Genomic DNA, 23,668 nt, shown 5'->3' with positions numbered 1-23,668 from the left:
GTAACTATATAGCCGCCCCTGCGACTGTGCAAACTGCAAGCTAGCGGGTGGTTTTCTTGCATTTCGGGCACCGTTAGAGTTACGGCGGGGCGAATCTGTCGGGTATAGTTAGCCCTCGGGTAACAAGCTGCCTGGAGATTTTACGTGAGGAGGAGCGCTTGAGAATTCTCCTGTTCTCGCAATACTGGCACCCCGAAAATGGTGTTCCGCAGCGACGCTGGCAATGGCTAACTAAGGCCCTAGTAGACGCCGGACACGAAGTGGTGGTCATAGCGCCGCAGCCACACTACGCACGCGACACCCAACTAAAGACGTGGCTTAAGGAAGCGGGCAGAGTCCGTGGACATCACGAGCTTATAGAGCACGGACCGGTTGGCGAGAGAGTGATCCGTACCCGGTTTTTACCTTTCGGCAATTCGGTAGTGGGTAAAGCTTCGAATCAGTTTTTCGTCGCGGCTGCGTCGCTTTACTTCGCACTTCGACGTGGAGGACCTCTGCGCAATTGGCGTCCTGACCTAGTAATCGGTACCGTTCCTGGCTTGCCCACGGCAGTGGTAACGCAATTTGCGGCAAAAGCGTACGGCATTCCATATCTGATCGATCTCCGGGATGCCTGGCCGGAACTACTTTTCGAATCTCAGCGATGGGATGATGCCCTGGACAAAGGCCGATTCAACATCAGCACTCTCGCTACGAAGTCGGCGGTGAAGGCAGGATCGCGCATAGTTGCGCGATTTTTGGAGCGGTCATTGCGCAGCGCTAGCGCTATCACCACTACTTCGGAGTGGCTCTCTGACTCCTTGTGTGCGCAAGATTTAGCCAGTGGCTCGGTGGTGACCGTACGGAATCTATTCCCTCCCGCAATCTCTCCTGACGATTTATCGCCACATGCGAAAGTGGCGGGAGAGCTCAACGTCTTATACGCCGGTACCATTGGGCGAGCTCAAAACCTTCAAAATGCCGTCTATGCTGCCCAAATAGCTCAAGATAGCGGTGTTGCTATCAATATGAAGTTCGTTGGAGGGGGTGCGGCGTATGATGCCTTGTCCAGAGCTATTCATAGTAGTGGGCTGGCTCAGTGTGAGCTCATTGAAAGAGTCGATGCTGCGGAATTGGTCGAATACTATTCCTGGGCCGACACTGCACTGGTTCATCTGACGGACTGGAAAGCCTTGGAGCGTGCAGTCCCATCAAAGACCTACGAGCTCGCCTCCCTGGGCCTTTTTCTGACGGTGGTAGCTGAGGGAGAGGTCCGCAGCCTGGTTGAAGGGCAAGGTGTTGGCGTTGTTGTCCCGCCAGCCGATCCTGAGCAACTCGCTAAGGAGTGGATTGCGTTGGCACGTCAGAGCTCGCTTGACGTGAAGAAGGAGTTCGCTGCCGCATTGGAAGTAGAGCGGGTAAGGGCAGTAGATACGCTCCTTCGGACTGTCGCTCAGTTTGGCCAGAGTAATACCGGAGGTACCGATGCCAGGGTTGAGTAATGGCGAACCCGTGTGCGTGGTGTTGGAGCCTGGGGTGTCTGTTCAGTGCGTTCCCGCGCTGCCTTCTGGATCACTGTTCCTAGAGGGGGCGAACCGCGCGGGGGTCGAAGTGCGCGGAGATTTTGGGACGTTACTGTACTTTCCGCATGGTGTAACGGATTTTGACTCGCTCTTCAGCTCCAGCCCGTTTAGCAGGTTACTTATCGGGTTGGACTTGTCCGATGCCGCCTTACTTGACTCTTTCGTGGAGTGGCTCCACCATGGAGGGAAAGTCTGCAAGCAATGCACTAGCGCCTACGCTTGGGTCGTCGAACCTGGCGTGGGTGGGGAAGCCGGGCAGGCCGTTTCGTTGGCTTATGAGCTGGGCAGGGCCTCAGTATATATCGCGGCGGAAGGTAGGTCGCTGGCTGCAGCACGCTCAATGCAGTTACAGGGCGCGCGGCCTCCACAGGGGATAAAAGGCAGTGGTGTAGTTCGCCAGGTAGAGCCATTGCTGCGGAAGGCCTATGTGCGATTCGGAAACCTGCTCCCATCGTGGTTTCTCCGCTACTCACTTAAGGTTTGGAGAAAACTCACATGACAGCCGGTATTGACGTAATTGTTCCCACTCTTGGAGACCGCTCGAGGCTGCGGAGGCTACTGATTTCCCTAGAACGCCAGAGTCTGGCAAAGCAGCGCTTTACAGTCATTGTGGTCCTCAACGGGCAAGCGGTTAAGGAGCGAGAATCTATCGCGAATCTTTTAGAAGAGTTCCCGTCACTCTCACTGAGCTTCTTTGCTTCGCAGCGTCCTAGCGCTTCGCGGGCGCGCAACATTGGTATCGCCATGGGAAAACGCCAGTTTATTACCTTCGTCGACGATGACGATGAACTAGAGCCGAAATTCCTAGAGACCTTGTTGGACGTTGTAGAAGAAGATGTCATCGGCGTCGCACACATGATTGATATTGATCGTGGAAGGGAGACCAGAAGCACGTTGTCTACGCGACTGCTAGGCGTGCGTGGTCAGGATAGTCCCGCGACGGCCCTTCCTTGGCTGTTCGGCTTTAATGCTTGCAAGGCGGTTTCTCGAACGGTGCTCGGGGGCCACTTGTTTGACGAGTGCCTAAAGTCTGGAGAGGACGTTGCCTTCTGGGGAAGAATCCTAGCGAAACCAGGACTAAGCGTTCGGGTCGCAAACCAGGTGAAGGACTCGCGCTATCAGCGGCATCTCACGCCTGATTCCGTGTCCCGTAGAGCGGGTGGATACGAATTCAACGTTGTGGAACGGCTCGATTGCATTGCGAGCCTTGAGCATGTGCTCCATGACACCGGTGCAGAGCCCGCAGCTCAAGCGGTTGCTAGTTTGATTCGTGCGCAAGCTGGATTTGTTGCCCGTTATGTGGAAAACCACCAGGAAGAACGTCAATCGATCGCTGTTGAGGTGGCGCGCCGGAAGCTGGAGACATTCCCTTGGAGCGATGTGCCGTCCCCTCCTGTGCAAAGACTGACCGTATCCTATTGTTTTCCTCCGGCAGCAGACGCAGCTGCTGCTGTGCTGGCAAAGCGCATGTGGCGTAGCCAAACGGTGACAGACGTCATCTGCAATGATATGTCGGAGGTGCGCAGTAGCGATGCATCACTAAACTGGCTCGTTGAACCGTGGCTGGGCAACGTTGAAGTCTTGAAGGCGCCGAACTATTTTTCCGACTGGGCCGCTATCGCGCAGTTCGCCGCTGAAGCACTGAAGATTGCGGCGCGGGATCACCGGACTCGGCACTATCGGGAATTGCATACGCGGGCTTTGTGGTCGGCTTCGCATGTAGCGGGGTGTCTGATTAAGCGAAAACTGCCGCATGTCGAATGGACAGCGGAGTTTTCGGACCCGTTGTCCACGGATTCGCAAGGGGAACTGCGGACAGGTACGCGCGCTACGGGGCGAGTTTCGCGCGAGCTGAAGCGGGCTATCCGCGATTCCTTCCTCAATGACCACATCGGTGGCTTGGACGGGCTCACGCACTTTGAGCTCACCGAGCTAGCGACTTATGCATTAGCCGACCAGCTGGTTTTTACCAACAAGAATCAGATGGAGGTGATGCTGTCGCGGGTGCCCCAACAATGCCGGGAGCAGCTGAATCGCAAGTCGACCATTGCGCAGCAACCTGTACTCGAAAGGCAATGGTATGAACTAGCCGGTCCTGGAATTGAGCCCGGGCAACAACTCCCTCCAGGGCGTTCACGGCCAGTCAGGCTGGGGTATTTTGGGAGCTTCTACGCCAACCGCGGGATAGGTGACATTGTCGCTGCCATGAGTGAGGCTTTGGGGGAGGTGACAGCGAACTTCCAATTGCACGTCTACTCAGCTCAGCGGCTCCCCGACGATCTTCCGGACTTCGTGGTGCCCCATAGCCCATTAGCATTCTTGGACTATCTGCAGGAGCTTGACCAGTGTGATGTCTTGTTGGTGCTTGACACCAACTCTTCGGGTGCATACCCGCAAAATCCCTTCTTGCCATCGAAGTTCTCCGATTACCGGGGCTCGCGTGCACGGATTTGGGCAATAGTCGAGAAGGGATCCCCCTTAGATGCTGCCAACGTGCACTACAAGTCCGACATTTCCTCGCGGCAGTCAGTCTCTGCGGAGCTAAAGCGAGTGCTGAGTGACCTCGGCCGGTAAGATGCGCGGTATGCTCGATGGGCTAACGCCGTAGTTGATGAGGAGGACCGCGTGGAGCCAACGGACACCGAAAAGTCGGATCAGTTGTTGTTGGTGGTTGACGGCAGGAGGCTAAAGAAGCTCGACGTCAGGCCCACTTTTGCGCAGTACCTGTCAACACTATGGGCGCGCAGGCACTTCATTGCTACCGATGCCCGGTTTCGAGCATTTCGGACTACCAGAGATTATCGCTTGTGGAAATTCTGGGTTGTTGCTCAGCCGCTACTCGATGCCCTCATGTACGGGCTGTGCTTCGGGCTCTTGCTGCAAACCTCCCGGGGCATTGACAACTATATTGGGTTTTTGCTCATCGGAATCACTTTCTTCAACTTTATGTCAAAGATTGTGATGTCCGGTGCTGGCCTCATTCGAAGCTCACGCAATTTGCTGCGGGCCTTTGATTTCCCGCGAGCTGCCTTGGTGTGGTCAGTGTCAATCCGCTACCTATATGACGCCCTGCCTGCGTTGCTGGTGTCCGTCACAGCGAGTATCGTGATGCAATTAGATAACCTTCCCGGAATCTCTTTGCTGGCTGTACTTCCAATAACCGTACTGATGTTCTTCTTTGCCACAGGCTTGATGCTGTTTGTTGTACGGATCACGGCTTTCGTACCGGATGCGAAGGCGATTCTGGAGATACTCAACAAAGCCTGGTTCTTTGCTACGGGAATTTTTTATTCAATTGACCGTTTTGCAACACACCCCACAGTTCATGCAGTGATGAGCGCCAATCCGGGCCACATCTACATCGATGCATTGCGTACCGCCGTTCTTGATGGGCAGGCTCCTGATTTAAAGCAATGGGGCCTAATGCTCGCTTGGGCAATTGGCGCGCTACTGGCGGGTATGCTGTTCTTTTGGCGAGCAGAGGAGAAGTATGCACGAGTCGCGTAACAATTCCGGTATGGCAAAGGAATCCTCGGATCTTGATGAATTTCGGAACTATACGGGAGAGATTGAATACATCGAGCAGCCGGTCGTTGTAGCTCGGAACCTGCGAAAGAATTATAAGGTCCGCGACGTGAGCGAAGACGAAGAAGGGGGGCGTCGTCGGAAGAAAACGGTCACGGTTAAGGCACTCAGGGGTATCAACTTTGCCGTGAACAAAGGTGAGTCGGTGGGGCTGCTGGGGAGGAATGGGTCTGGCAAGTCCACATTGCTCCGCTTGATTTCCGGAGGTGAAGCGCCCTCCTCCGGCGAGGTGTTGGTAAAGTCGCAGCCCACCCTGCTAGGGGTAACTCCGGCACTCCAAACCTACTTGACGGGGAGGCAGAATATCTATTTAGGCTGCCTCGCGATTGGTATGAGTAAGGAGCGGGCTAGTGAGGCTTTGCCCGCAATCGCTGAGTGGACGGACATTGGTCCCGCACTGGAACGGCCTATGAACACTTATTCCTCCGGAATGAGCGCACGGCTAAGCTTTGCAATTTCAACTGCGATTCAACCGGAGATTCTGTTGGTCGATGAGGCGCTATCCACGGGCGACGCGGCCTTTGCGGAGAAAGCGAACCAGCGTATGCAGGAGCTCCTTAAAAATGCAGGTAACCTTTTTCTCGTTTCCCATGCGCCCGAAGTCATCGAGCGAAACTGCACTCGCGCCATCTGGCTACATGGCGGTGAAGTCATAGCAGACGGCGCCACCTCTGAGGTTGCGCCAGTCTACAAAGAGTGGACGTCTCTTGAGGGCAGCGGCAAGAGCACTGAGGCCGCGCGCTTTATTCAGCGCCAGCGCGCTAGCTATGTCGCGCCGCGGATTTTGCTCGACAGCCATACCTGAGTGCCCCAAAATGGGGTAGACATTTTCGCAATATGGAGCTTCGAAAGGTGCTAGAGTCTGTAGGTCATTACAGTGCTAATTGGCTTTAACGGAGGATTTGATGGAAAAGACAGACGTGTGTTTTGTGGGACTCGGATACATTGGGCTTCCTACTGCCGTGGTGATGGCTAACGCTGGGGTGAACGTGGTTGGCTTCGACATCAACGCCTCTGCGGTGGAACAGATTAATCGGGGGAAAGTCACGATCGTGGAACCCGGCCTGGAAGAAGCCCTTGGAACAGCCTTGCGCGGAGGGCGATTCAGGGCGTCCACAGAACCAGTTCCTGCCAAAACCTATGTCATTGCCGTCCCAACTCCATTCACGAATGGCTATGAGTGCGACATGCGCTTTATCTATTCAGCAGCTGAGACTATTGCTCCGTTTCTGACAGGTGATGAGCTAATTATCTTGGAGTCGACTTCCCCTCCGCTGACAACAGCGAAGCTCGCTGCCAGGATTGCCGAGCTGCGGGAGGACCTAGATACTACAGGTAAAGCGCAGGGCGATACGCACCAATCGAAGCGGGTACTATTTGCCCACTGCCCTGAACGTATCCTCCCAGGCCGGGCGCTGGAGGAACTGGTCACCAATGACCGCATTATCGGGGGAATGACTCCAGAGGCAACCCAGCGAGCCAAGGAGCTATACCAGACTTTCTGCCAGGGTCAGCTCTTGGAGACCAATGACCGCACAGCTGAATTGAGCAAACTTGCAGAGAATGCTTACCGCGACGTTAATATCGCCTTCGCCAATGAGCTATCGCTGATTGCGGATGGGTTGGACATTGATGTCTGGGAGCTTATCGGGCTGGCAAACCATCATCCGCGCGTCAATATCCTTCAGCCCGGCCCCGGCGTTGGAGGACACTGCATTGCAGTTGATCCCTGGTTTATCGTCTCTTCTGACCCGGAGAATTCACGTCTGATTCGTACAGCCCGCGAAGTAAACGATGGGAAACCCGAGTGGGTAATCAACGCTATTAAGGAACGTGTGAGTGTCCACAAGGCAACAGAAGTCGCATTACTGGGGCTGGCATTCAAGGCCGATATCGACGACCTTAGGGAATCACCCGCACTGGCTATCGCCCAGCGCCTGCTCAAGGAACTTCCGGAGGTCAACTTCACCGTCATAGAGCCCAACATCAGTGCACTTCCGGATGTGCTTCGGGGTCATCCGAACGTGAAGCTAGGAACGTTCCCCAGCGATTTGAGGGAAGATGCCATCACGGTCTTATTGGTCGATCACAAGGAATTCGGTACGCAGCGGCCAGCCCGTCTTTCTGCTCAGAAAGTCGTTGATACTCGTGGAATCTGGCGCCAGCGAGCCGAAGAAGTGTCGGAGTAATACGATGAGGTTCAATACGGTAGCGTACGCGAACGGTCCTTTGGACTGGCTCGATATAAGCTTCCTAGAGACTGATGTCCGTTTGATTTCGGACTTGACTTCACTCCGAGAGGGAGCTACGCAGCGCCTAGTGCTTCTCACCGAAGACCTAGATGTACTCCAAGAGGCGATTAGCATTGCCCGGGAATGCGAGATTGCCCAGGTGAGCTTCTTCTACAACATCTACGCCCGCGATGGTCGCTTGCCAGCCTCGCTTAGCGCGCTGGATGGAGCGAGCTACAGCCGTCTGGTTTATCACCCTGGCGGACTTGTGGAAATCCAGATTAATCCTCTACTCGAAGCTTCCTATGATTACGGAATGGAGCCCTGGAGGGACTCTGCTATTCATCTAGAACGGCTAGGTACTGGTAGCCTTCCGATGCCGCGCACAGCCGTCCACGATGTTGTCTCCTCTCTTGAGAGGCTGAGGCCATTTCTTGTCGACTTACGGGAAGAGGCCGAGACGCAACCGATAGCTGATGATAGTGGGGGAGGGGAGCCAACTGAGTCGCAGAACGCCGCCCCTGAGCCAGCCATGGATGCGCGATTTGCCGAGCTCATTGAAGAGAACCAGCGCCTCACCCACAAACTCGAAATCACCGAGAAGAATTACGACAGCCTTTCACATTCGACACTTGGCGCCTTGACGTTGAAGTACTGGAAGCTGAGGAGGAAAGATGCCTAATAAAGATAGGTCGGGCGTAGTGATTGAGATTGATTCAATACTTCAGCAGATCGACAGCGCCATCGACAATCTGTCCAAAGCCACGGCTAGGCCTGTGGCAACGCGGAAGACACGTAAGCCGGGTATTTCCGTAATCATTCCGTCATACCGCGCGGTAGATACGATCCGTGACACCGTTGCATCGCTTGTGCAGCAATCACTCGACCCGGAATTTTTCGAGGTTATCATTGTTCTTAACGGCCCAGATGATGGCACGCACCAGGTGATAGTCGATGAGGTCGGTAACGTAGAACGCCTCAACATCAGGGTGTTTGAGAGCGATGTTGCTAGCGCAGGTCATGCGAGGAATTTTGGATTACGGCTGGCACGCCACGAATACATTACGTTCGTTGACGCTGATGACTTTGTTGGTCCGCAGTTTCTCGCTGAAGCATTCGCTAACGCTTCCCCCTCGGTGGTCGCATTAAGCCCTATCTTCAATGTCGACAACGGTGAAATTGACCGCCATACAACGCTGGCGGAGAGGATTTCTGCGCTCGGCACGGATGCCGTACCAGTTGGGGAGCTGCCCTGGGCCTTGGGGTTCAATGCGTGCAAGCTAGTTCACCATTCGTTAATTGAGGGTCGATACTACGATGAAGACCTGCGCAGTGGTGAAGACTTGGTCTACTTCGCAGGGTTATTAGCCCACGCTCACGTAAAAGTCCAGGCCACGGAGATTTGCGATGAAACCGCCTATTTCCGGCGGCTGACAGAGGCGTCGGTGTCACGCCAACCAGAGTCATTCTCCTTTAATGTCCTTGAGCGCATGGCTTGCATGCAGGCGTTGGAGCACCTTTCTGTAGCACCGAATAATAAGACCGCCCAAGGACAGTTGATCTCAGCGCAATGCGGTTTCATTTCCCGCTATCTGGAGAATCACCCTGAGGCTACGGATCGGTTGGAAGAAGAAGTCGCCCGACGCCACTATTTCGATTTCCCCTGGAACCAAATAAATAGGAACAAGGCCACAGGTCTTGCAATTTCTTATTGTTTCGCACCTTTCGCAGACACCTCTGCGACGGTTGCGGGTAAGGCGATTGCAGAACGGCAGATTGTCGTAGACCTCATTTCCAACGACATTTCAAAGGTTCGCAGCATGGACCCCTCCTTGAAGGTCTTGTCATCGCGGTGGATCGACCGCCACAGGATGGTCACAGCACCTCCGTCTTTTTCCGGTTGGAAGCCAATTTGTGATTTCGCCCAGCAGGCTCTCCTCGAAGCTGAGCGCAACATGTCTGAAGGCCGTGACTACACGACGCTCTACACCCGGGCAGTGTGGATTGGCAGCCACGTGGCTGGTGTCCTCTACAAGGACCGTAACCGCAGCGTTACGTGGTCAGCAGAGTTTTCTGACCCGCTCCGCTTCGGCGTTGACGGCAAGCCGCGTCCGGGGGAGTTGGAAAGCAATGACATCGCGAACATTCTGCGGCGGATTGTTCGCACCTCCCCATTCGGCGAAATGAAGGTGACGACTCTATTCGACCTAACTGAGTATGCTACATTCGCTCTGGCCGACGAGCTGATTTTTACGAACGAGAATCAGCGTGAGTTTATGCTTCAGGACTATCCGGAGCATCTACGGGAAATCGTGACGGCGAAGAGCCGCGTACGCCCGCACCCTTCGCCAAGCGCTGCAGCGTATCAGGCAGTCGAGAGTAGATTCCAGCCTGTCGAGGGAAAGGTGAACCTGGCATACTTTGGCTCGTTCTACGAAAACCGCGGCTTGCAGGAAATCTTTGCCGCAGCCACCAATTTGGGGCACCGTTATCGATCGCGGCTCATCTTCCACGTCTTCTGCAATAAGGTTGACGATGCTCGTACTGAGGTCGCGCGCATGGGACTAAGTGATGTGGTCTCCGTCCGCCCCTACCTTCCCTATATGGAGTTCCTCAATGCATCGACGCTCCTGGATGTCCTGGTAGTTAATGACATCCAGCGCGCAGAGGACTTTGCGATAAACCCGTTCCTACCGTCCAAGCTGTCTGACTACCGTGGCTCGGGCGCTAAAATTTGGGGACTCGTCGATGAAGGCAGCCCCTTGTCTATGCAGGAGCTGGACTACCGAAGCCCGGTCGGAAATCAGGCAGCGGCACTAAAAATTCTGGAGCAAGCGGTAGTCGATCGCTTCGGGGACGCTCCCAGTGAGGCTGGAGGAGTTTCATTCTGATGGCGACATAGGGGGAGGTCGTTGGTTGAGAAAACTGACGACCCTTTATGCCCCGGTTAACGCCTCATGTCCAGGGAGAAGTGGTGTTGGGTGCCTTTGCAGTGGGGAATTGGGCGTTTATGAGAGAACGAGGCGCATAATCGAGGGTTGATGCAGCGCCACTGGAATTTCGAGACAAGTCGCAGCACTCAGTGTATTGAGTTCTGGGGAGATCCATCCCCGTATTGGGGAAGTCTCCTTCGCGGTTGTCGCGGTGACGGCCTCCAAGAGGGTACTGTCGGAGAGGAAAATCTGCAGCGTGACATCATCAATCGCAATGCTAACGAGACCATGGCTGATGGAAACACTGCAACCAGCGGGTAGAATGAGCCGACGTAAGAGATTTCCGTACGCATCAAGACTTCCCGTTGAACTATCCACAATGTCGACACGTTTGCCTGATTGCACTTTCACTTCTCGGCGCAGGCAAGCTACGCCATCAATTTCCACCACTCCCTCTACGTGGAATTCACTGGGGTGGAGCCGTTTCAACTGTGCTTTAATTCGCTCCTTCCCCGGCCAGTACAACTTTCCGGGGTGAAGATCATCCAGACCCGTCAGGAAAAGGCCTGAATGTGCGGACTGTGACTTGGTGAAGATTGTTCGTTCGTCGTTCCAGTCGTGTGAATAGTATCCCGAGTCGAGGATAATATTCTTACCGCCGTGGGAGAGGGTAATCGAGGTATCATCGCAGTGCTTGTGCGCATAATTTGTGGAACCCGCATTGAACGTGAAAACTGTTCCCTGGCCTCTGTAAACGGCAAAGCCCATTTCCTCTGAGATGAGGATCGCTTCATCTGGTCCAGGAGCGCTTAGTTTCCGCGGACGCGAGTCGCCAATGGGGATCAGGCGGCCTTCGAGGTCGGTGAACATTAACAGCGCCTGCTCAATGTTGTGTAGGAGATGCTCGATATCGAGGGCTTCGAAGAATCTCTGAAGCTCTTCGGCTAGTGCTGGGAAGCTTTCAAATAAACCCTGAAGAGGCCTGAGTAAGGTCAGCCAGTATCGTTGATATTCTGGACTATTCTCAGCGGCAATGCCATGGTGATCAAAGATCTCGTTGATGATCCGTTCTAAGTTTGCAGCGCCCACTGTTGGGACTGGAGGCTCAGTTAGTTTGCTGAGTTCGGCCATGCTCCGGGGGAATACCGCACAGCAGTGTATAAGTGCTATAGCAGCCATAGCACCATGATTATTGATGGGGAAGTAGCTATTCCCACCCTTCACCAAAGTGTGTACGTCATTAACCAGCAAGGAGTACAGACTTGTGGGTACTGGAAAGCTCTGTTGGCTGTATTGCATGAACAGAGTGCACAGGGCTCTTAGCCTTACTGCAAGACAATGATCAAGGGAGGTCATCCACTTGGCGCGTTCCTCCCATTCCGCCGTTTGCGTATAAGCCCACAAACTGTCAAGAACTGCGGTGACGAGATCGGGGGAAGAAGAAGCTTCCAGTAGGGTAGGGAGAAAGCCAACGGAGTATTTCCACAGGGCGTTGCCCTGAGCTTCGGATTCCTGCAGTTGCTCCCAATCAATGCTTAAAGAAGTGGGTTCCTTGGCAATTGCGAGTGAGATCGGAAGAATCGCGACGAGAGTCCATTCTTCGTCAGTCTCCTCAAATTTGCACAACCCTGTCTGCGAGCCGATGACGGGGTCGCGCTGGAATTGGAGATAGTGGGAGATTTGCTCGTCTGTCGGTACCGGATCGGACAGATAGAGTCCGTCGGCGCTTTCGCCAATCCGGATGTATTCAAGGTTCTTCGGCACCGCAGCTCCCTCATTTGACTACATTGAATGTGGGTTTGTGACGTGTATCGGATTATATCCCGCTCGCTAATTCGGGTGACGATTTCCCCTAGATTTTAGCCTGGAAGTCCTCCAGCCGGGATCCGCGGCCAAAGAGCTCTGCTATGGCAGCCACGCTGCGCTCAGCGGCGCGTCCGTCTCCGTAGGGATTGACGGCGTTGGCCATGGCTGAGTATGCGGCGGCATCATCAAGCAACAGCTTAGACTCTGCCACAATGCGGGCCCGGTCGGTGCCCACAAGCTTGACCGTGCCCGCAATGACAGCCTCCGGACGTTCGGTATTCTCCCGCATGACCAACACCGGCTTGCCCAGCGCCGGAGCCTCCTCCTGGACTCCGCCAGAATCAGTCAGCACAATGGTTGCGAGCTTGAGCAGCTGCGTGAACTGGTCATAAGGCTGCGGGTCCGTGATAATCACGTTAGGCAAGTGCTCAATCTCCGGCAACACGGCCTGGCGCACCAGCGGGTTCAAGTGCAGCGGCAGCACAAACACGATGCCTGGGTATTCAGTGGCCAAGTCATGGACCGCCCCGCCAATCTCGCGCATGGCGTGCAAGTTCTCCCGGCGATGAGTGGTAACCAGGACCACGGGGGCATCGGCAGACACAAGCTTCTGCAGGCGTGCATCGGCAAACGTGGTGTCCCAAGAGGCGGCCTCCAGCAGCGCATCAATGACCGTATTGCCCGTGACCACAATGTCCTTGGAACGGAAATCCTCCTTGCGCAGGTTCTCCATTGCGCCCTGCGTAGGGGCTAGATGCAGCTGTGCGACCTGGCCAATAATCTTGCGGTTGGCCTCCTCCGGGAAAGGCGAGTAGATATCGCCCGTGCGCAAGCCAGCCTCCAGGTGGATAATCTTCACCCCACGGTGAAAGCCAGCCAGAGCCGCTGCCATAGCCGTCGAGGTATCCCCCTGGGCAATAATCGCGTCCGGGGCTTCCTGCTCGATGACGGCATCCAGGCCCGCGAGCGCCCGCGAAACCAGCTCGTTGAGGCCCTGGCCCTGCTTCATCAGCTGCAAGTCATGGCGTGGCTTGATACCGAACATGGCGTTGACCTGGTCCAGCATTTCCTTATGTTGGCCCGTGGACACCGCCACGGACTCAAAGCGCTCATCAGCCTCCAAGGCCTTGATAACCGGCGCGACCTTAATGGCCTCCGGGCGCGTGCCGTAGACGGTCATGATCTTGGGCTTGTTGCCGTGCTGAGACAATTTGAGCTTCCTTTGAGAGACGGGAGATAGTTCCCATCTATTGAACCATGATTTCGGTAGCGGTGCAGGGTGGGGGTGTTGACTTGATGGAGGTTTAGAGACGGCGGGGTCGGGGGTAACCATTTTTTCGATTTTTTCGAATTGCACTATTGTGGGGCGCATGCAGGGACTGAAAGAGAGCAACAGCACTACATTGCCGCCAGAAGATCTGGACAAGATGCTGGATGTGGCGAAGTTTTTGAACGGTATGGATGGTCCTGCGGTGATCGTGGGACCGGAGGGGCAAAGCGTCGATTTGCCTGAAGAGGCATTCCGTGTGCTCAAGAGCGTTGTAGAAGCGATGCGGTTTGGTAAGGCGATTACGGTAGCCCCGGTAGACCAAAAGCTGACCACCCAGCAAGCGGCTGACTTCCTGGGGATTAGCCGGCCAACACTTGTGAAGAAGTTGGACGCGCAGGAAATTCCGTACGAGCTTCCTGCAGGCCGACGGCATCGCAGGATCCGGTTGGTGGATGTTCTTGAGTATCAAGAGCGCCAAAGAATTGAGCGGCGGAAGGCACTGGATGAATTAACTTTTAGTGCTGAGCAGGACGGACTCTACGACATGGATGCGAACGTCTACAAGGAAGCACTCCGTGAGGCCCGGCGGACTTTGCCGAAAGACTGACTGCTGTGAGTAGATTTACTGCATTGCTTGACGCCTGTACCTTGGTCCCAATCGCACAGGCCGATACATTACTAAGTCTGGCAGAGGCAGGCTTATATCGTCCGTTGTGGAGCCAGAGAATCCTGGATGAAGTGAGGCTGGCTATAGAGAGAGTTCATCCAAGACTTAAAGAATCTGGTGGAGCACTGGGTCGAGTGGAGACTATGAACCGGTTCTTTGATGATGCCTGCATTGAAGGTTGGGAGGGGCTTACAGAGGGGATCACGCTACCGGATCCTAATGATGTGCATGTCGTAGCCGCCGCGTTAAGAGGGCGCGCTGATGTTATTGTGACGTCGAATTTAAAGGATTTTCCACTTCAGACCTTAGATGGGTTGGGGCTGGACGTGCAGTCACCCGATGAGTTCTTGATTAATCAATTGGACCTTGATCCTGAAGAAGTCATGGGCTGCTTGGAGTGTCAACGCCTGGCTCTGAAGAACCCTCAAGTAACGATGAATGAATTGTTGTCTCGCCTTGAACGGTGCGGTGCCGTTGACTTTGTGGGCGCGGCGCGTAAACAAGTGTGGCGCATCCGCTAGAGGCCTGGGTTGGCGGTGCGAGAAGCAATTGCTTAATTCGGGAGTTGGTCAACCGCATGGAAGATTGCGGGGCTGAATCCTTCCTTTTTGAGCGTTGATTGTCGCTTGCGGAATGCCGCGGCGAGGGCTGGAACGTCCTTGTCCAAGAAATCGTGGACGGTGGCGGCTGAGGAGCATTCGCCCGTGGCATCACGGGTGATGCGACCAACCTGTTGGATGATGTTGCCGTGGAATGCCACGGGTGCGGCCAGGACGAGAGTATCCAGGCTGGGGAGATCTAAGCCTTCTCCTGCAATTTGGGACATCGCAAGCAAGATGAAGCTCGAGGACGCTGTGAGCTTATCTAGGGTCGCGGAGCGCTCTTTGGCTGACAGACCGCCGTGGAGCTTGAAAATAGGAACCTTCGGCTCAGACTTTTCAATGAACTTTTGTAGGTGGGCAAGGTGTTCGCGGCGTTTCACCAGGACGACGACGTTGTGGTCGGCACCTGCGACAGCGACGGTGACGGAGGCGATGAGCTGGTTGCGGGCGGCATCGGCAGCCAAAGCAGTATCCAAGTCCGGCCAGAAGAGATAGGGGGCATCGTAAGCAAAGGAAGTCTCATGGACGTGGTAATGCTTAGGGCCAGGACGGTTGAGTTCCATGGTGTGACGGATGGGCCCACAGATCATGGGGAGGAGCTTGTCCAGGCCGTCCGAGCGGAACGGAGTAGCAGTCAGCCCCAAGAAGAAGCGCACATTGAGGCCCGCCAGAGTGTGGGTCAGACCGGCGGCGCCGACGCGGTGGCACTCATCAACGATGATGTGACCATAGTCAGCAAGGAAGTCAGTGCGCGAATCCACCCGGCTGATCGATTGCGCAGTGATGAGATCAACTACGCCGCTAAGCTTCTTTTTCTTTCCCGAGTACTGGCCCACCGGGGTGCCGGGGAGGAATTCTTCAAAGCTGCGGCGCCATTGGTTTAGTAGCTCCGCATTTGGCACGATGATGGCCGTCGGTACGCACCGCTGAGCAATGATGTAACACGCCATGACAGTCTTGCCTGCGCCCGGTGGGGCGATAAGCATCCCGGTTTTGTGGGCGGTGACGTCCTTGATCGCCTTCTTTTGCTGTGGGTATAGTTCGCCGACGAACGCCATGTCCACCTTGCGTGGCTTCGGGGTGTGCCCACGGCGGGTGACGGTGTAGCCGGCGGTGGTGAGGATAGATAAGACGCTGTCAAGTGTGCCCCTATCAAGCGTGAGCTGGTTGTCCTTTTCTGTGAAGCGGACAATGAGCCGGGGCGTGCCGAACGTGGAAAACCGCTGGGCTTGCTTGATGTAGAACTGCGGGTTTGGGATAGCGCCGAGGTGGCGCAAGGCGGTGGCTGTGGTGGAGTCGATGCCGCTGAGATCGATGTGGACGTGGGAGTCGTGGGTGACCTTGACCGTCCCTGATTTTCTTAGCGCCTTGAGCTGCGCTGTTGTGGGAGCGACTGGAAGATCTGTTTCTGGGTCAGGCTGGAGTTGCGCGTAGACCTGCTTGAGCTGACTGGGGGTGGCCTTTGTAGCGTTGCTAAGAGCGGCAAACTGATCCGCAAAGGGCTCGAAGGCGTCGTTGACGAAGACCGTGGTGTTGTTTGCACGGTGGTGACCAGCGAGAGGCAAGGCAATGAGGTTGCCGAAGGACTTAGACTTTGTGGGCAAAGTGTCCTGGGAGGGGAAGAAGCGGTCAAAGCTGGTGAACACCGCGGTGGGACTGGCCTTCGTGAGAAGCGATAAGCCAACTGAACGTGCCAGGCGTGCGGGGACAGGCTCGGTGAAGAAGAGCCAAACGTGGGCACCGGAGCCCGAACGCGAGACCTCGATGAGAGGACTCAGACCATGCTCCCGGCAGGTCTTGGCGTAGCGTACGGCGGCGTGGGCGAAGTCGGCATCATCGAAATCGCAGGCCAATAGCCTGCAGGTATCATCCGGCAACATTGGATACAGCCCCACATGAGCGTTATTGTCCCGGCGCAGGTGCTGCTCGATGTCACGCTGAGTCAGCGGGATGAGCGTGCGGTCGTTATAGCTGACTGTGGCGGGATACCAGGACTTCTTGGTGGTCGATGCCCTAGCAAACACATCCGTACGGCCCACAAAATACTCCATGAACAGGGCGATTTTTTCCGTTGGGGACAGCTCTGATTGCTGGGGAAGGGATTCGGGGTCAGCCGGTGGCGGGGCGGACGAGAGGCTCTGCTGGTTGAGAGTCGCCAAAAGCTGCGCGACGTGCTCCTCGAGGGCGCTAATGCGCTGCTCGAGGTAGTGGATGCGGGCGTCGTCAGTCATTGGCACCAATTATAGGGCCAGTGGAGGGGTGATTTATGGCCCGAGCGTGATGAAGGCGGGATTATTTGGCCCGTGTGGTGCGATTACTCTCCGCGGCGCACCGGGCTACTGAGCCGAGTCAAGCCGAGACAGTGCCAGTGAAGCTTGCGAGTAATCCACGCGGGTTAGATTGTCTGCAGGGGAGTAGCCAAGGTTGCTTCCCGTACCACCGCGGGGGAGAGGTGGAGCAAATCCGCCAGTTGTCGGCGGGTGATTGGATTTGGTCGCTGCGAGTCAAAAACCTGCTCAAAAATCCGGGAGTGCTCGTACTGCTGGATTCCTTCCGGTTCTCCACTTCGGTAGCCGCGGGAGTTCAGCACGGCGCAGCGGCGTTTGTAAGAGGCATCGGTGAGCATCCCCGCCCGGTGCAGTGAGACAGTGACTGCCATAGCAGAGACATGGTAGACAGACTTGAACTCCAAAATGTGTTCTAGGCTCGGGAGCTTGGGCAAGTACTGTCGCATAGCGGAACGGGGGATTAAGAACGCGGAGGCAAATTGGTCGGCCTCCTTTTCTTGGACCGCTTTGGCGTCACAGCAGCCTCCATGGTGGAGGACCAGGTGCCCGAGTTCGTGGGCTATATCAAACCGTGAGCGCTCAGGAGTTTTGCGTCGGGAGATGAATATGAGCGGTAGGCTGTTGTGCCAAGCAGAGAAGGCGTCTACGTCTTCGGCAACAGTTGACAATCCATAGACACCAATTCCCTTTGATTCACAGAGCTGGACCATGTTCTGAGCTGGTTTGGTTCCCATGCCCCAGGCTTCCCGGAGAATCTCTGCCGCCAGTGTCGGGTCTTCACCTTGCAAATCGGGGAGATTGAGCTTAGGGATCCGAAAGTTCTCCTTGAGCCAGTCGTCCAAGCCCAGGAGTATGCGACCATTGGCGATCGCTGCTCGGCGATGAACCGCCTGGGCTTTACGTCCGGCCCGGAAATTTACGGTGGAGATGTCTAGGCCCGCGGGTTCCGGCGCTGTTAAAAACTCAATCGGCACTGCAAACGCGTGTGCTGCGTCCGCTGCACGAGTAGCGGGAAAACCCCGCAAGAGGTATCGGGAATACATGCGCGGTGTAACTTTTAGTAGCGCTGCGGCTTCCGCCTTGGTTTTCCCAGCTAATTCACGTGCCAATTCGAGGTTGTGGGAGTCAAATAATGGAGAAATTGAGGTCATCGTCGTTCAATGAATCAGGGAGCTCAGGATGGTCAACATTCGGGAAATCGGTTATGGGGGGCAAGAGAACACGAACCCACCAGCTGTCAACAAATCCATTGTTATCGATGCGTGCAGGAATAGATACCTCACAGTTGATTGTCCCCTCCCGGTATCGGTAAAGCACAATCCATGTACCCGCCGGGTGAGAGCTGGGGCCTGAAGACTCTTCTGCAGTAATAAGATTAGCCAGGCTGATGAGGGCGAATTGGTCTGGGTCGAGAAAGCGGTTAGCGGCGCTAATCGTAGCCGGGCCAGCTTTGCGTGCGAAGTTCGGCTCGGCATCAGGGTTGCCGGTAGCTGCGTCGCCGCGGGCGAAAGCGAGCTCATACCTCTTTCCTTCCCGCAACATGACGGGGCGGTTGTCAGGGTTATCAACTTCCCAGTGCTCACTCTTATCTAGCCGACTACGGACCCCGTGAACAAGTTGGGCCCAAAACTCGTAGCCCTGGGATGTGTTTGGCCAGTACTTGGAATCACGGTTGTTGGCCGCGTCGAAAGCATCAAGAAGAGAGTCTCTTAAGTCCTCTACTGAAATATCCAGAGCGGCAAGATAGCTGGCGGCGTCATTGTCTGTGATGATGTGGGAGGAACTTGGCGGTAGCGGTTCGCGTTGAGCTGACATGACTTGAAATCTAGCAGGTGTTGCAGGGGTGAGACAATCTCGCTAGAAATCAGACAAACCCGAGGATATGCGTTGATTTGAATCTGCCTCCAGTAGCTCCAACACGTATCCAAAGGCGATGCGTCCTGCTACGTGGTCAGGGCCTTGGCGAGTAGGGAGTCGGAGACATGCCGCAAGGTGACTCGTACCCGGGGTGCGGAAATGTGGACTTTGCCCCCAACCCCTGCGATAGTGCATGATAGTAAGGCGCGTTTGGCGCGTGGGGCTATAGCTCAGTCGGTTAGAGCCGCGGACTCATAATCCGCTGGTCCCGGGTTCGAGCCCCGGTGGCCCCACAAAACACCAGGTCAGGCCCCCTTTTTGGGGGTTTGGCCTGTGGTCGTTTTTCGTGTCTGCCCTGCTTAGGGCAATTTCGATACTACATGATTACCGGGGCGTGTACCCCGCCCGCGTATGCGCGCCGGGGGAGATGTTGCACGTTTATGGCACGAAATTCGTGGGGTTCAACCCGCCGCCTTCCTAGTGGAAGATGGCAAGCCGGATACCTTGCACCGGATAACCGGCGCTACACGGCACCAACCACGTTCAGAGACAAGCTAGACGCGCTAGCGTGGCTTGCAGGAGTGCGTAGAGAGATAGACCTAGGTACGTGGCAACCTCCGGCGGTTAGGACCGCTGAGGTTAAAGTTCCCACCGTAGGGCAAGCAGTAGAACATTGGCTAGCGATGACCAAACCTCAGGAGCGCTTTGCTACCGACAAGCAGCGCCTCCTGCTTGCCGCGGAGAGCCCTGAATGTGCGTGGTTGGATTGTCATGTGCCGTTTGATAAGTGCCAGATCCACCACATCACGTCGTGGGCTGATGGTGGGGAAACCAACATAAAGAATCTCACGGTGTTATGCCCGCACCATAATGGTGCCAATGAAGACCACCCGCCGGGAGGAATACCCATCCACCGCGGCCGGATGGTAAGGGTTGGTGGGCAGGTGGCGTGGCAGTCACCTGGTGGTGGTGTCCCGGTGCCTACTAGCCCCACCAACTAACCCCCGCGCCCGCAGCGGCGGCAGCACGGCAAGCGCGACACGGCAGGCTGCGCAACACCCCAGCCCCACGGCAGCCGAAAACAGGCCGCCGGAGGGGCTACAGGTGCGGGCTCAGTGCAATAGTCGGCGTAGCGCTCCAAGCTAGCGGCGCAACCCAACGTAACTCAGCGCAAGAATCCAGCCCCACGGCAGCCGAAAACCGGCAGCCGGAGGGGCTAGACGTGCGGGCTAAGCGGCCTACTGGATTGAGCCGCGAGAATTGCCAGGCAAACCCCAGCGCGCTGACACCGCAGCTGCCTATGCTGAAGGACTATGAATCTTCTGCGGCACTACCTCTTTGAGCTCTGGCAGTTAGTGGTGGACCACGGGCTGCCGCTGTTGGCGTTACTATTGCTGGCTATGCTGGTCCCGCGGGTGGGCCGGCTGGTGGTGCGCATTATTGAACAGCGCTTGCCGGAGGAAGAAGAAGCCACCAAGGCGCGGCTGGCGCTGGTAGGCGCATTGGTTTATGTGGTCCAGGTGGTGGCGTACTTCTTGCTGGCCATCGCCGCGCTGACTAACTTGGGTGTGCCCCCGCTAGGTGCGGCGATTCCCGCGACGGTCATCTCAGCCGCAGTGGGCTTTGGCGCACAGGCGATTATCGGCGATTTCTTGGCGGGTTTCTTCATCCTGTCGGAAAAGCAATTCGGTGTCGGTGATTACGTCAGCTTCGACGGCCCTAGCGGGGTGGAGGGCACGGTGGTGGCCCTGACGCTACGCACCACCAAGGTGCGCACCCCGAAGGGGGAGGTGGTGATCATCCCCAACGGTTCGGCTGGCGTGGTGACTAACTATTCGCAGGATTGGGCCCGTGCCGTCGTGGATTTGGAGGTGCCGGTGCAGGCGGGGGAGACCCTCAGCGACATCGCCCGCCGGGTCGAAAGTGTCTCCCGTAAAGCGATTGCGGATGAAGCCATTGCCTCCGATGTCGTCGGCGAACTCGACGTTCTTCCGGCCACCGGCTTGCAGGCCCCCACAGCCGCGGGCCAACCGTGGCAGGTGCGCTTCCGCATCCTGGTGGTGGTCAATCCGGCGCGCCAGTGGGCGGTCGAGCGCTGCATTCGCTCCGCATTGGTCGCGGCTTTTTGGGACCACTACAACCTGGGCCTGGAGGTCCCCGGCCACCCAGAGACCACCGCCGACGCTCAGGTGGAGGAAACCCCGGCAGATCCCACTCAGGTCATGCCAGCCACAGCCCCGGATGAAGCTGCGGTAGAGGTCAAGGATGATGGTCCGGGGGCATCGGCAGACTCTGCGCAGCCAGAACCTGAGGAGCCCGCGACGCGCTTCCAGCGCCTGTGGACCTGGGGCGGGCGCGTGCGCAGCTCGACAACCTCGCTGCTGGTGGCGCTGCTGGTGGTGGGGATGTTGCTGGTGGCATCGTCGGACCCGGAGGACGCCAATGCCGGCTGGCTGGCGCCCAGCTACTGGCGCGACAGGACCGAGTCTGCCGATACCCCCTCTGAACCCACCCCTGCCCCCTCCGCCACTGCCGACGCCCCAGTGCCTGCCGATGCCCCCGCCACCACCACCCCAGCCGATGCACCAGGCAGCGAGGCAGACACCGCCGTGACGGAGCAGCACACCACCGGCGAACAAGCCCCAGCGACCACCACCCGGCGCCAGAGCACCGAAGAAGACACTGTGGCGCCCACGCCCACCACGCCCACCACGCCTACCGCGGACGCAACACCCACGGAGAACGCTCCAGTGGAGGAAGCCTCGGAGACAGCGACGCCATAGCTGCCAGGCCCCGCCAGTACGCGAGTTGCTGACGGAGCCTGGCTTAGTATTGTCCGCATGACAGTTATGGACGTGGACCCACTCATTGAGACGCTGTACCGGTGGTCCGATGTCAGTGGTGTGCTGCTGATGGGGATTATCGGCGGGACGATTGCGCGCCAGCGCGGCTATGACATCATCGGGTTTTTCTTTATCGCGATGTTTTCCGCGCTAGGTGGGGGTATGATCCGCGACGTGCTGATCAACCGCGGCACGGTGGCGGCAATGTCGGAGCCGGAGTACCTGTATTTGGCGTTTACGGGGGCGCTGATTGCGCGCTTTGTGTACTTCAAGGGGCGCACGTGGGAGCTGTTCCATACTCATGGTGATGCAGTGGTCTCGGGCCTGTGGGCGGCTACCGGCGCGGTGAAAGCGCTGACGTATGGGCTGCCGCCGGTGCCGTGCATCATGATGGGAGTGTTTACCGCGACGGGTGGGTCAATGATCCGGGATGTGTCCATGGGGCGTGAGCCAGCCGTGTTTGGTGATAACCTGCCCACCGTCATCCCGGCGATTGCCTGCAGCGTGACGGTCCTGGTCTCGCAGCATTTTGGTGCCCTGGCCTGGGGCATGCTCATTGGCCCGGTGATTAGCATTGTGATAACCCTTACCGCTTACTGGACCGGCTGGCGTGTGCGTACCGATGCCGACTGGGCGCCCATCAACGACACCGCCGTGCAGATGGCCGTTATGGCTCGCCGCGCCGAGCAGCGGGGGCGTGCGGTAGGCCGCAGGCTGGAGCCGACGAAGGTGCGGTCCTGGCGGCATCGGCAGATGGAAAAGGCACTGCAGAGGCGCATTGAAAAGGAAGTGCGGGCCGGCAAGCGCCGTGCGCAGGCAGTGGCGGATGCCAGCCAGTTTATGGACTCGTTCCGCAGTGAGATGTCGCAGATGGACCAACATGTCACCGGCCAATTCCCGGCGGTGAAGCCGAACGGACAGCAGGCGCCGTCTGCCACGGATTCCGAATGGGGCTTTGGCGTGGACGTGCGCGGCGACTCCTACGAGGACTACGCGCCGCAGGAGGGCCACAGTGAAGGCCCCGACCACAATGACGTGCTGGATATGATCCTTTCCGACGAGTCCTTGGCCGACGAGTTCGTAGATGAGCTGAGCAAGAAGTTTGAACAACGCGATGACTAAGGGTGCGGGCTAGTAAGGGGGCGCGCCGGTAGGATGTGGGAGCATGAGCGCTTTTGACACTGCTGCTGACTATATTGCCCAGGTGCTGCCGGAGTTTCCTGCCGATGCCGTGGCCGGCGCCCTGATCAGCCACGACCAGGTGCGGGCCGTGGGGGATACAGCCGCGCAGTTTGCGGTGGCCTCCGTGACTAAACCCGTGGTGGCCTACGGGGTGATGATGGCCGTGGAGGAAGGCGCGGTGGAGCTGGACCAACCGGCCGGTCCAGAGGGGGCGAGCCTGCGGCATCTCCTGGCGCACGCCTCAGGTGTGGGGTTTGATAGCCGCGAGCCGGAACGGCCGGTGGAGCAGCGGCGGATTTATTCCTCAGCGGGCTATGAGTGGGCTGCGGAGGTGGTCGAAGAGGCCACGGGCATGTCGTTTGCGAGTTATCTGGCGGAGGGCGTGTTTGCGCCGTTGGGGATGGAGAACACGGCCCTGCGGGGGCCCGCAGGCCACGGCCTAGAAACCACCGTGGATGATCTGGTGCGCTTTTCCCAAGAGGTGATGCAACCGCGGCTGTTGGATCCCAGCACGCTGGCGGAGATGGTCCGAGTGCAGTTCGCGGGCCTGCGGGGGATTGTTCCCGGCTATGGGCCTTTTGGGGACAATACTTGGGGCTTGGGCTTCGAGGTCCATGGGTCCAAGGGCCGCGATGGCGGCCGGGAGCACTGGATGTCTAAGTTGCCTGCCGATGCCGTGGGCCACTTTGGCATGTCCGGGACCTATCTGTGGATGGTGCCCGAGGCCCAAGCCGCGATGGTTATGTTGTCTAACCGCGACTTTGGGGACTGGGCTAAGCCGCTGTGGGCGGAGGTCAACGCGCGGGTGGCGCGCGAGCTCGGCCTCGCTTAGCAGGCGGGCG

Annotated in this window: 18 protein-coding genes, 1 tRNA gene and 1 pseudogene; 15 read left to right on the top strand and 5 right to left on the bottom strand. The window is 57.1% G+C overall.

Annotated features, from left to right (window positions below):
• The first annotated feature begins 158 nt into the window (after positions 1–158).
• The 7 genes from G7Y31_RS08540 to G7Y31_RS08510 all read left to right on the top strand — a co-directional run bounded on the left by G7Y31_RS08540 (position 159) and on the right by G7Y31_RS08510 (position 10,269).
• Positions 159–1,481: a glycosyltransferase family 4 protein gene (locus G7Y31_RS08540; protein ID WP_165010786.1), complete on the top strand. Its 1,323-nt coding sequence runs from the start codon at positions 159–161 to the stop codon at positions 1,479–1,481.
• A 576-nt stretch (positions 1,482–2,057) separates the two neighbouring features.
• Complete coding sequence (locus G7Y31_RS08535) at positions 2,058–4,136, top strand: glycosyltransferase family A protein (protein ID WP_165010784.1); 2,079 nt, start codon at positions 2,058–2,060, stop codon at positions 4,134–4,136.
• 51 nt (positions 4,137–4,187) lie between these two features.
• Positions 4,188–5,069 carry an ABC transporter permease gene (locus G7Y31_RS08530; protein ID WP_165010782.1) on the top strand — a complete coding sequence of 294 codons (882 nt, stop codon included), beginning with the start codon at positions 4,188–4,190 and terminating at the stop codon, positions 5,067–5,069.
• Between the two features lie 10 nt (positions 5,070–5,079).
• Positions 5,080–5,952: an ABC transporter ATP-binding protein gene (locus tag G7Y31_RS08525; protein WP_165010780.1), complete on the top strand. Its 873-nt coding sequence runs from the start codon at positions 5,080–5,082 to the stop codon at positions 5,950–5,952.
• Between the two features lie 100 nt (positions 5,953–6,052).
• Positions 6,053–7,336: a UDP-N-acetyl-D-mannosamine dehydrogenase gene (gene wecC, locus G7Y31_RS08520; protein ID WP_165010778.1), complete on the top strand. Its 1,284-nt coding sequence runs from the start codon at positions 6,053–6,055 to the stop codon at positions 7,334–7,336.
• A gap of 130 nt (positions 7,337–7,466) precedes the next feature.
• Positions 7,467–8,060, top strand: coding sequence for a hypothetical protein (locus tag G7Y31_RS08515; RefSeq protein ID WP_196823552.1), 594 nt, complete (start codon positions 7,467–7,469; stop codon positions 8,058–8,060).
• 19 nt (positions 8,061–8,079) lie between these two features.
• On the top strand, positions 8,080–10,269 hold the full coding sequence (locus G7Y31_RS08510; RefSeq protein WP_165010774.1) for a glycosyltransferase: 2,190 nt from the start codon (positions 8,080–8,082) through the stop codon (positions 10,267–10,269).
• Positions 10,270–10,386: 117 nt separating this feature from the next.
• Here the strand turns inward: G7Y31_RS08510 and G7Y31_RS08505 are convergent, their stop codons facing one another.
• Together G7Y31_RS08505 and wecB are read right to left on the bottom strand one after the other, a co-directional pair.
• Complete coding sequence (locus tag G7Y31_RS08505; protein ID WP_165010772.1) at positions 10,387–12,075, bottom strand: heparinase II/III domain-containing protein; 1,689 nt, start codon at positions 12,073–12,075, stop codon at positions 10,387–10,389.
• Between the two features lie 88 nt (positions 12,076–12,163).
• On the bottom strand, positions 12,164–13,297 hold the full coding sequence (gene wecB / locus G7Y31_RS08500; RefSeq protein WP_165010809.1) for a non-hydrolyzing UDP-N-acetylglucosamine 2-epimerase: 1,134 nt from the start codon (positions 13,295–13,297) through the stop codon (positions 12,164–12,166).
• A 190-nt stretch (positions 13,298–13,487) separates the two neighbouring features.
• On the opposite strand from wecB, the gene G7Y31_RS08495 reads away from it, so the two are divergent.
• Entirely contained in the window at positions 13,488–13,994 is a 507-nt protein-coding gene (locus G7Y31_RS08495; RefSeq protein WP_196823551.1) for a helix-turn-helix domain-containing protein, read from the top strand.
• A gap of 5 nt (positions 13,995–13,999) precedes the next feature.
• The gene (locus tag G7Y31_RS08490) at positions 14,000–14,575 is read left to right on the top strand and encodes a PIN domain-containing protein (protein ID WP_165010770.1); all 576 of its coding nucleotides are present in this window, start codon (positions 14,000–14,002) and stop codon (positions 14,573–14,575) included.
• Between the two features lie 32 nt (positions 14,576–14,607).
• Here the strand turns inward: G7Y31_RS08490 and G7Y31_RS08485 are convergent, their stop codons facing one another.
• The 3 genes from G7Y31_RS08485 to G7Y31_RS08475 form a co-directional block, all read right to left on the bottom strand.
• Positions 14,608–16,887 (bottom strand): DEAD/DEAH box helicase, encoded by a 2,280-nt coding sequence (locus G7Y31_RS08485; RefSeq protein ID WP_165010768.1) that lies wholly within the window; start codon positions 16,885–16,887, stop codon positions 14,608–14,610.
• A gap of 164 nt (positions 16,888–17,051) precedes the next feature.
• On the bottom strand, positions 17,052–17,987 hold the full coding sequence (locus tag G7Y31_RS08480; RefSeq protein WP_165010766.1) for an ImmA/IrrE family metallo-endopeptidase: 936 nt from the start codon (positions 17,985–17,987) through the stop codon (positions 17,052–17,054).
• Between the two features lie 82 nt (positions 17,988–18,069).
• Positions 18,070–18,759: a hypothetical protein gene (locus tag G7Y31_RS08475; RefSeq protein ID WP_165010764.1), complete on the bottom strand. Its 690-nt coding sequence runs from the start codon at positions 18,757–18,759 to the stop codon at positions 18,070–18,072.
• A 261-nt stretch (positions 18,760–19,020) separates the two neighbouring features.
• Here G7Y31_RS08475 and G7Y31_RS08470 point away from each other — a divergent pair.
• The 6 genes and pseudogenes from G7Y31_RS08470 to G7Y31_RS08450 all read left to right on the top strand — a co-directional run bounded on the left by G7Y31_RS08470 (position 19,021) and on the right by G7Y31_RS08450 (position 23,658).
• Positions 19,021–19,094: transfer RNA gene (locus tag G7Y31_RS08470), tRNA-Ile, on the top strand.
• A gap of 87 nt (positions 19,095–19,181) precedes the next feature.
• A pseudogene (locus G7Y31_RS12130) lies at positions 19,182–19,388 on the top strand (hypothetical protein); the annotation flags it as partial.
• A 96-nt stretch (positions 19,389–19,484) separates the two neighbouring features.
• The gene (locus G7Y31_RS08465; RefSeq protein ID WP_165010762.1) at positions 19,485–19,802 is read left to right on the top strand and encodes an HNH endonuclease signature motif containing protein; all 318 of its coding nucleotides are present in this window, start codon (positions 19,485–19,487) and stop codon (positions 19,800–19,802) included.
• A gap of 312 nt (positions 19,803–20,114) precedes the next feature.
• Entirely contained in the window at positions 20,115–21,584 is a 1,470-nt protein-coding gene (locus tag G7Y31_RS08460) for a mechanosensitive ion channel family protein (protein WP_165010760.1), read from the top strand.
• A 57-nt stretch (positions 21,585–21,641) separates the two neighbouring features.
• Positions 21,642–22,766 (top strand): trimeric intracellular cation channel family protein, encoded by a 1,125-nt coding sequence (locus G7Y31_RS08455; RefSeq protein WP_165010758.1) that lies wholly within the window; start codon positions 21,642–21,644, stop codon positions 22,764–22,766.
• Positions 22,767–22,809: 43 nt separating this feature from the next.
• Positions 22,810–23,658: a serine hydrolase domain-containing protein gene (locus tag G7Y31_RS08450; RefSeq protein WP_165010756.1), complete on the top strand. Its 849-nt coding sequence runs from the start codon at positions 22,810–22,812 to the stop codon at positions 23,656–23,658.
• The last annotated feature ends 10 nt before the right edge of the window (positions 23,659–23,668 follow it).

Origin of the sequence: Corynebacterium lizhenjunii (assembly GCF_011038655.2) — a bacterium.
Lineage (GTDB): Bacteria > Actinomycetota > Actinomycetes > Mycobacteriales > Mycobacteriaceae > Corynebacterium > Corynebacterium lizhenjunii.
The sequence above is the reverse complement of the archived record's forward strand: the minus strand, read 5'-3'. Positions and strand labels throughout refer to the sequence as shown.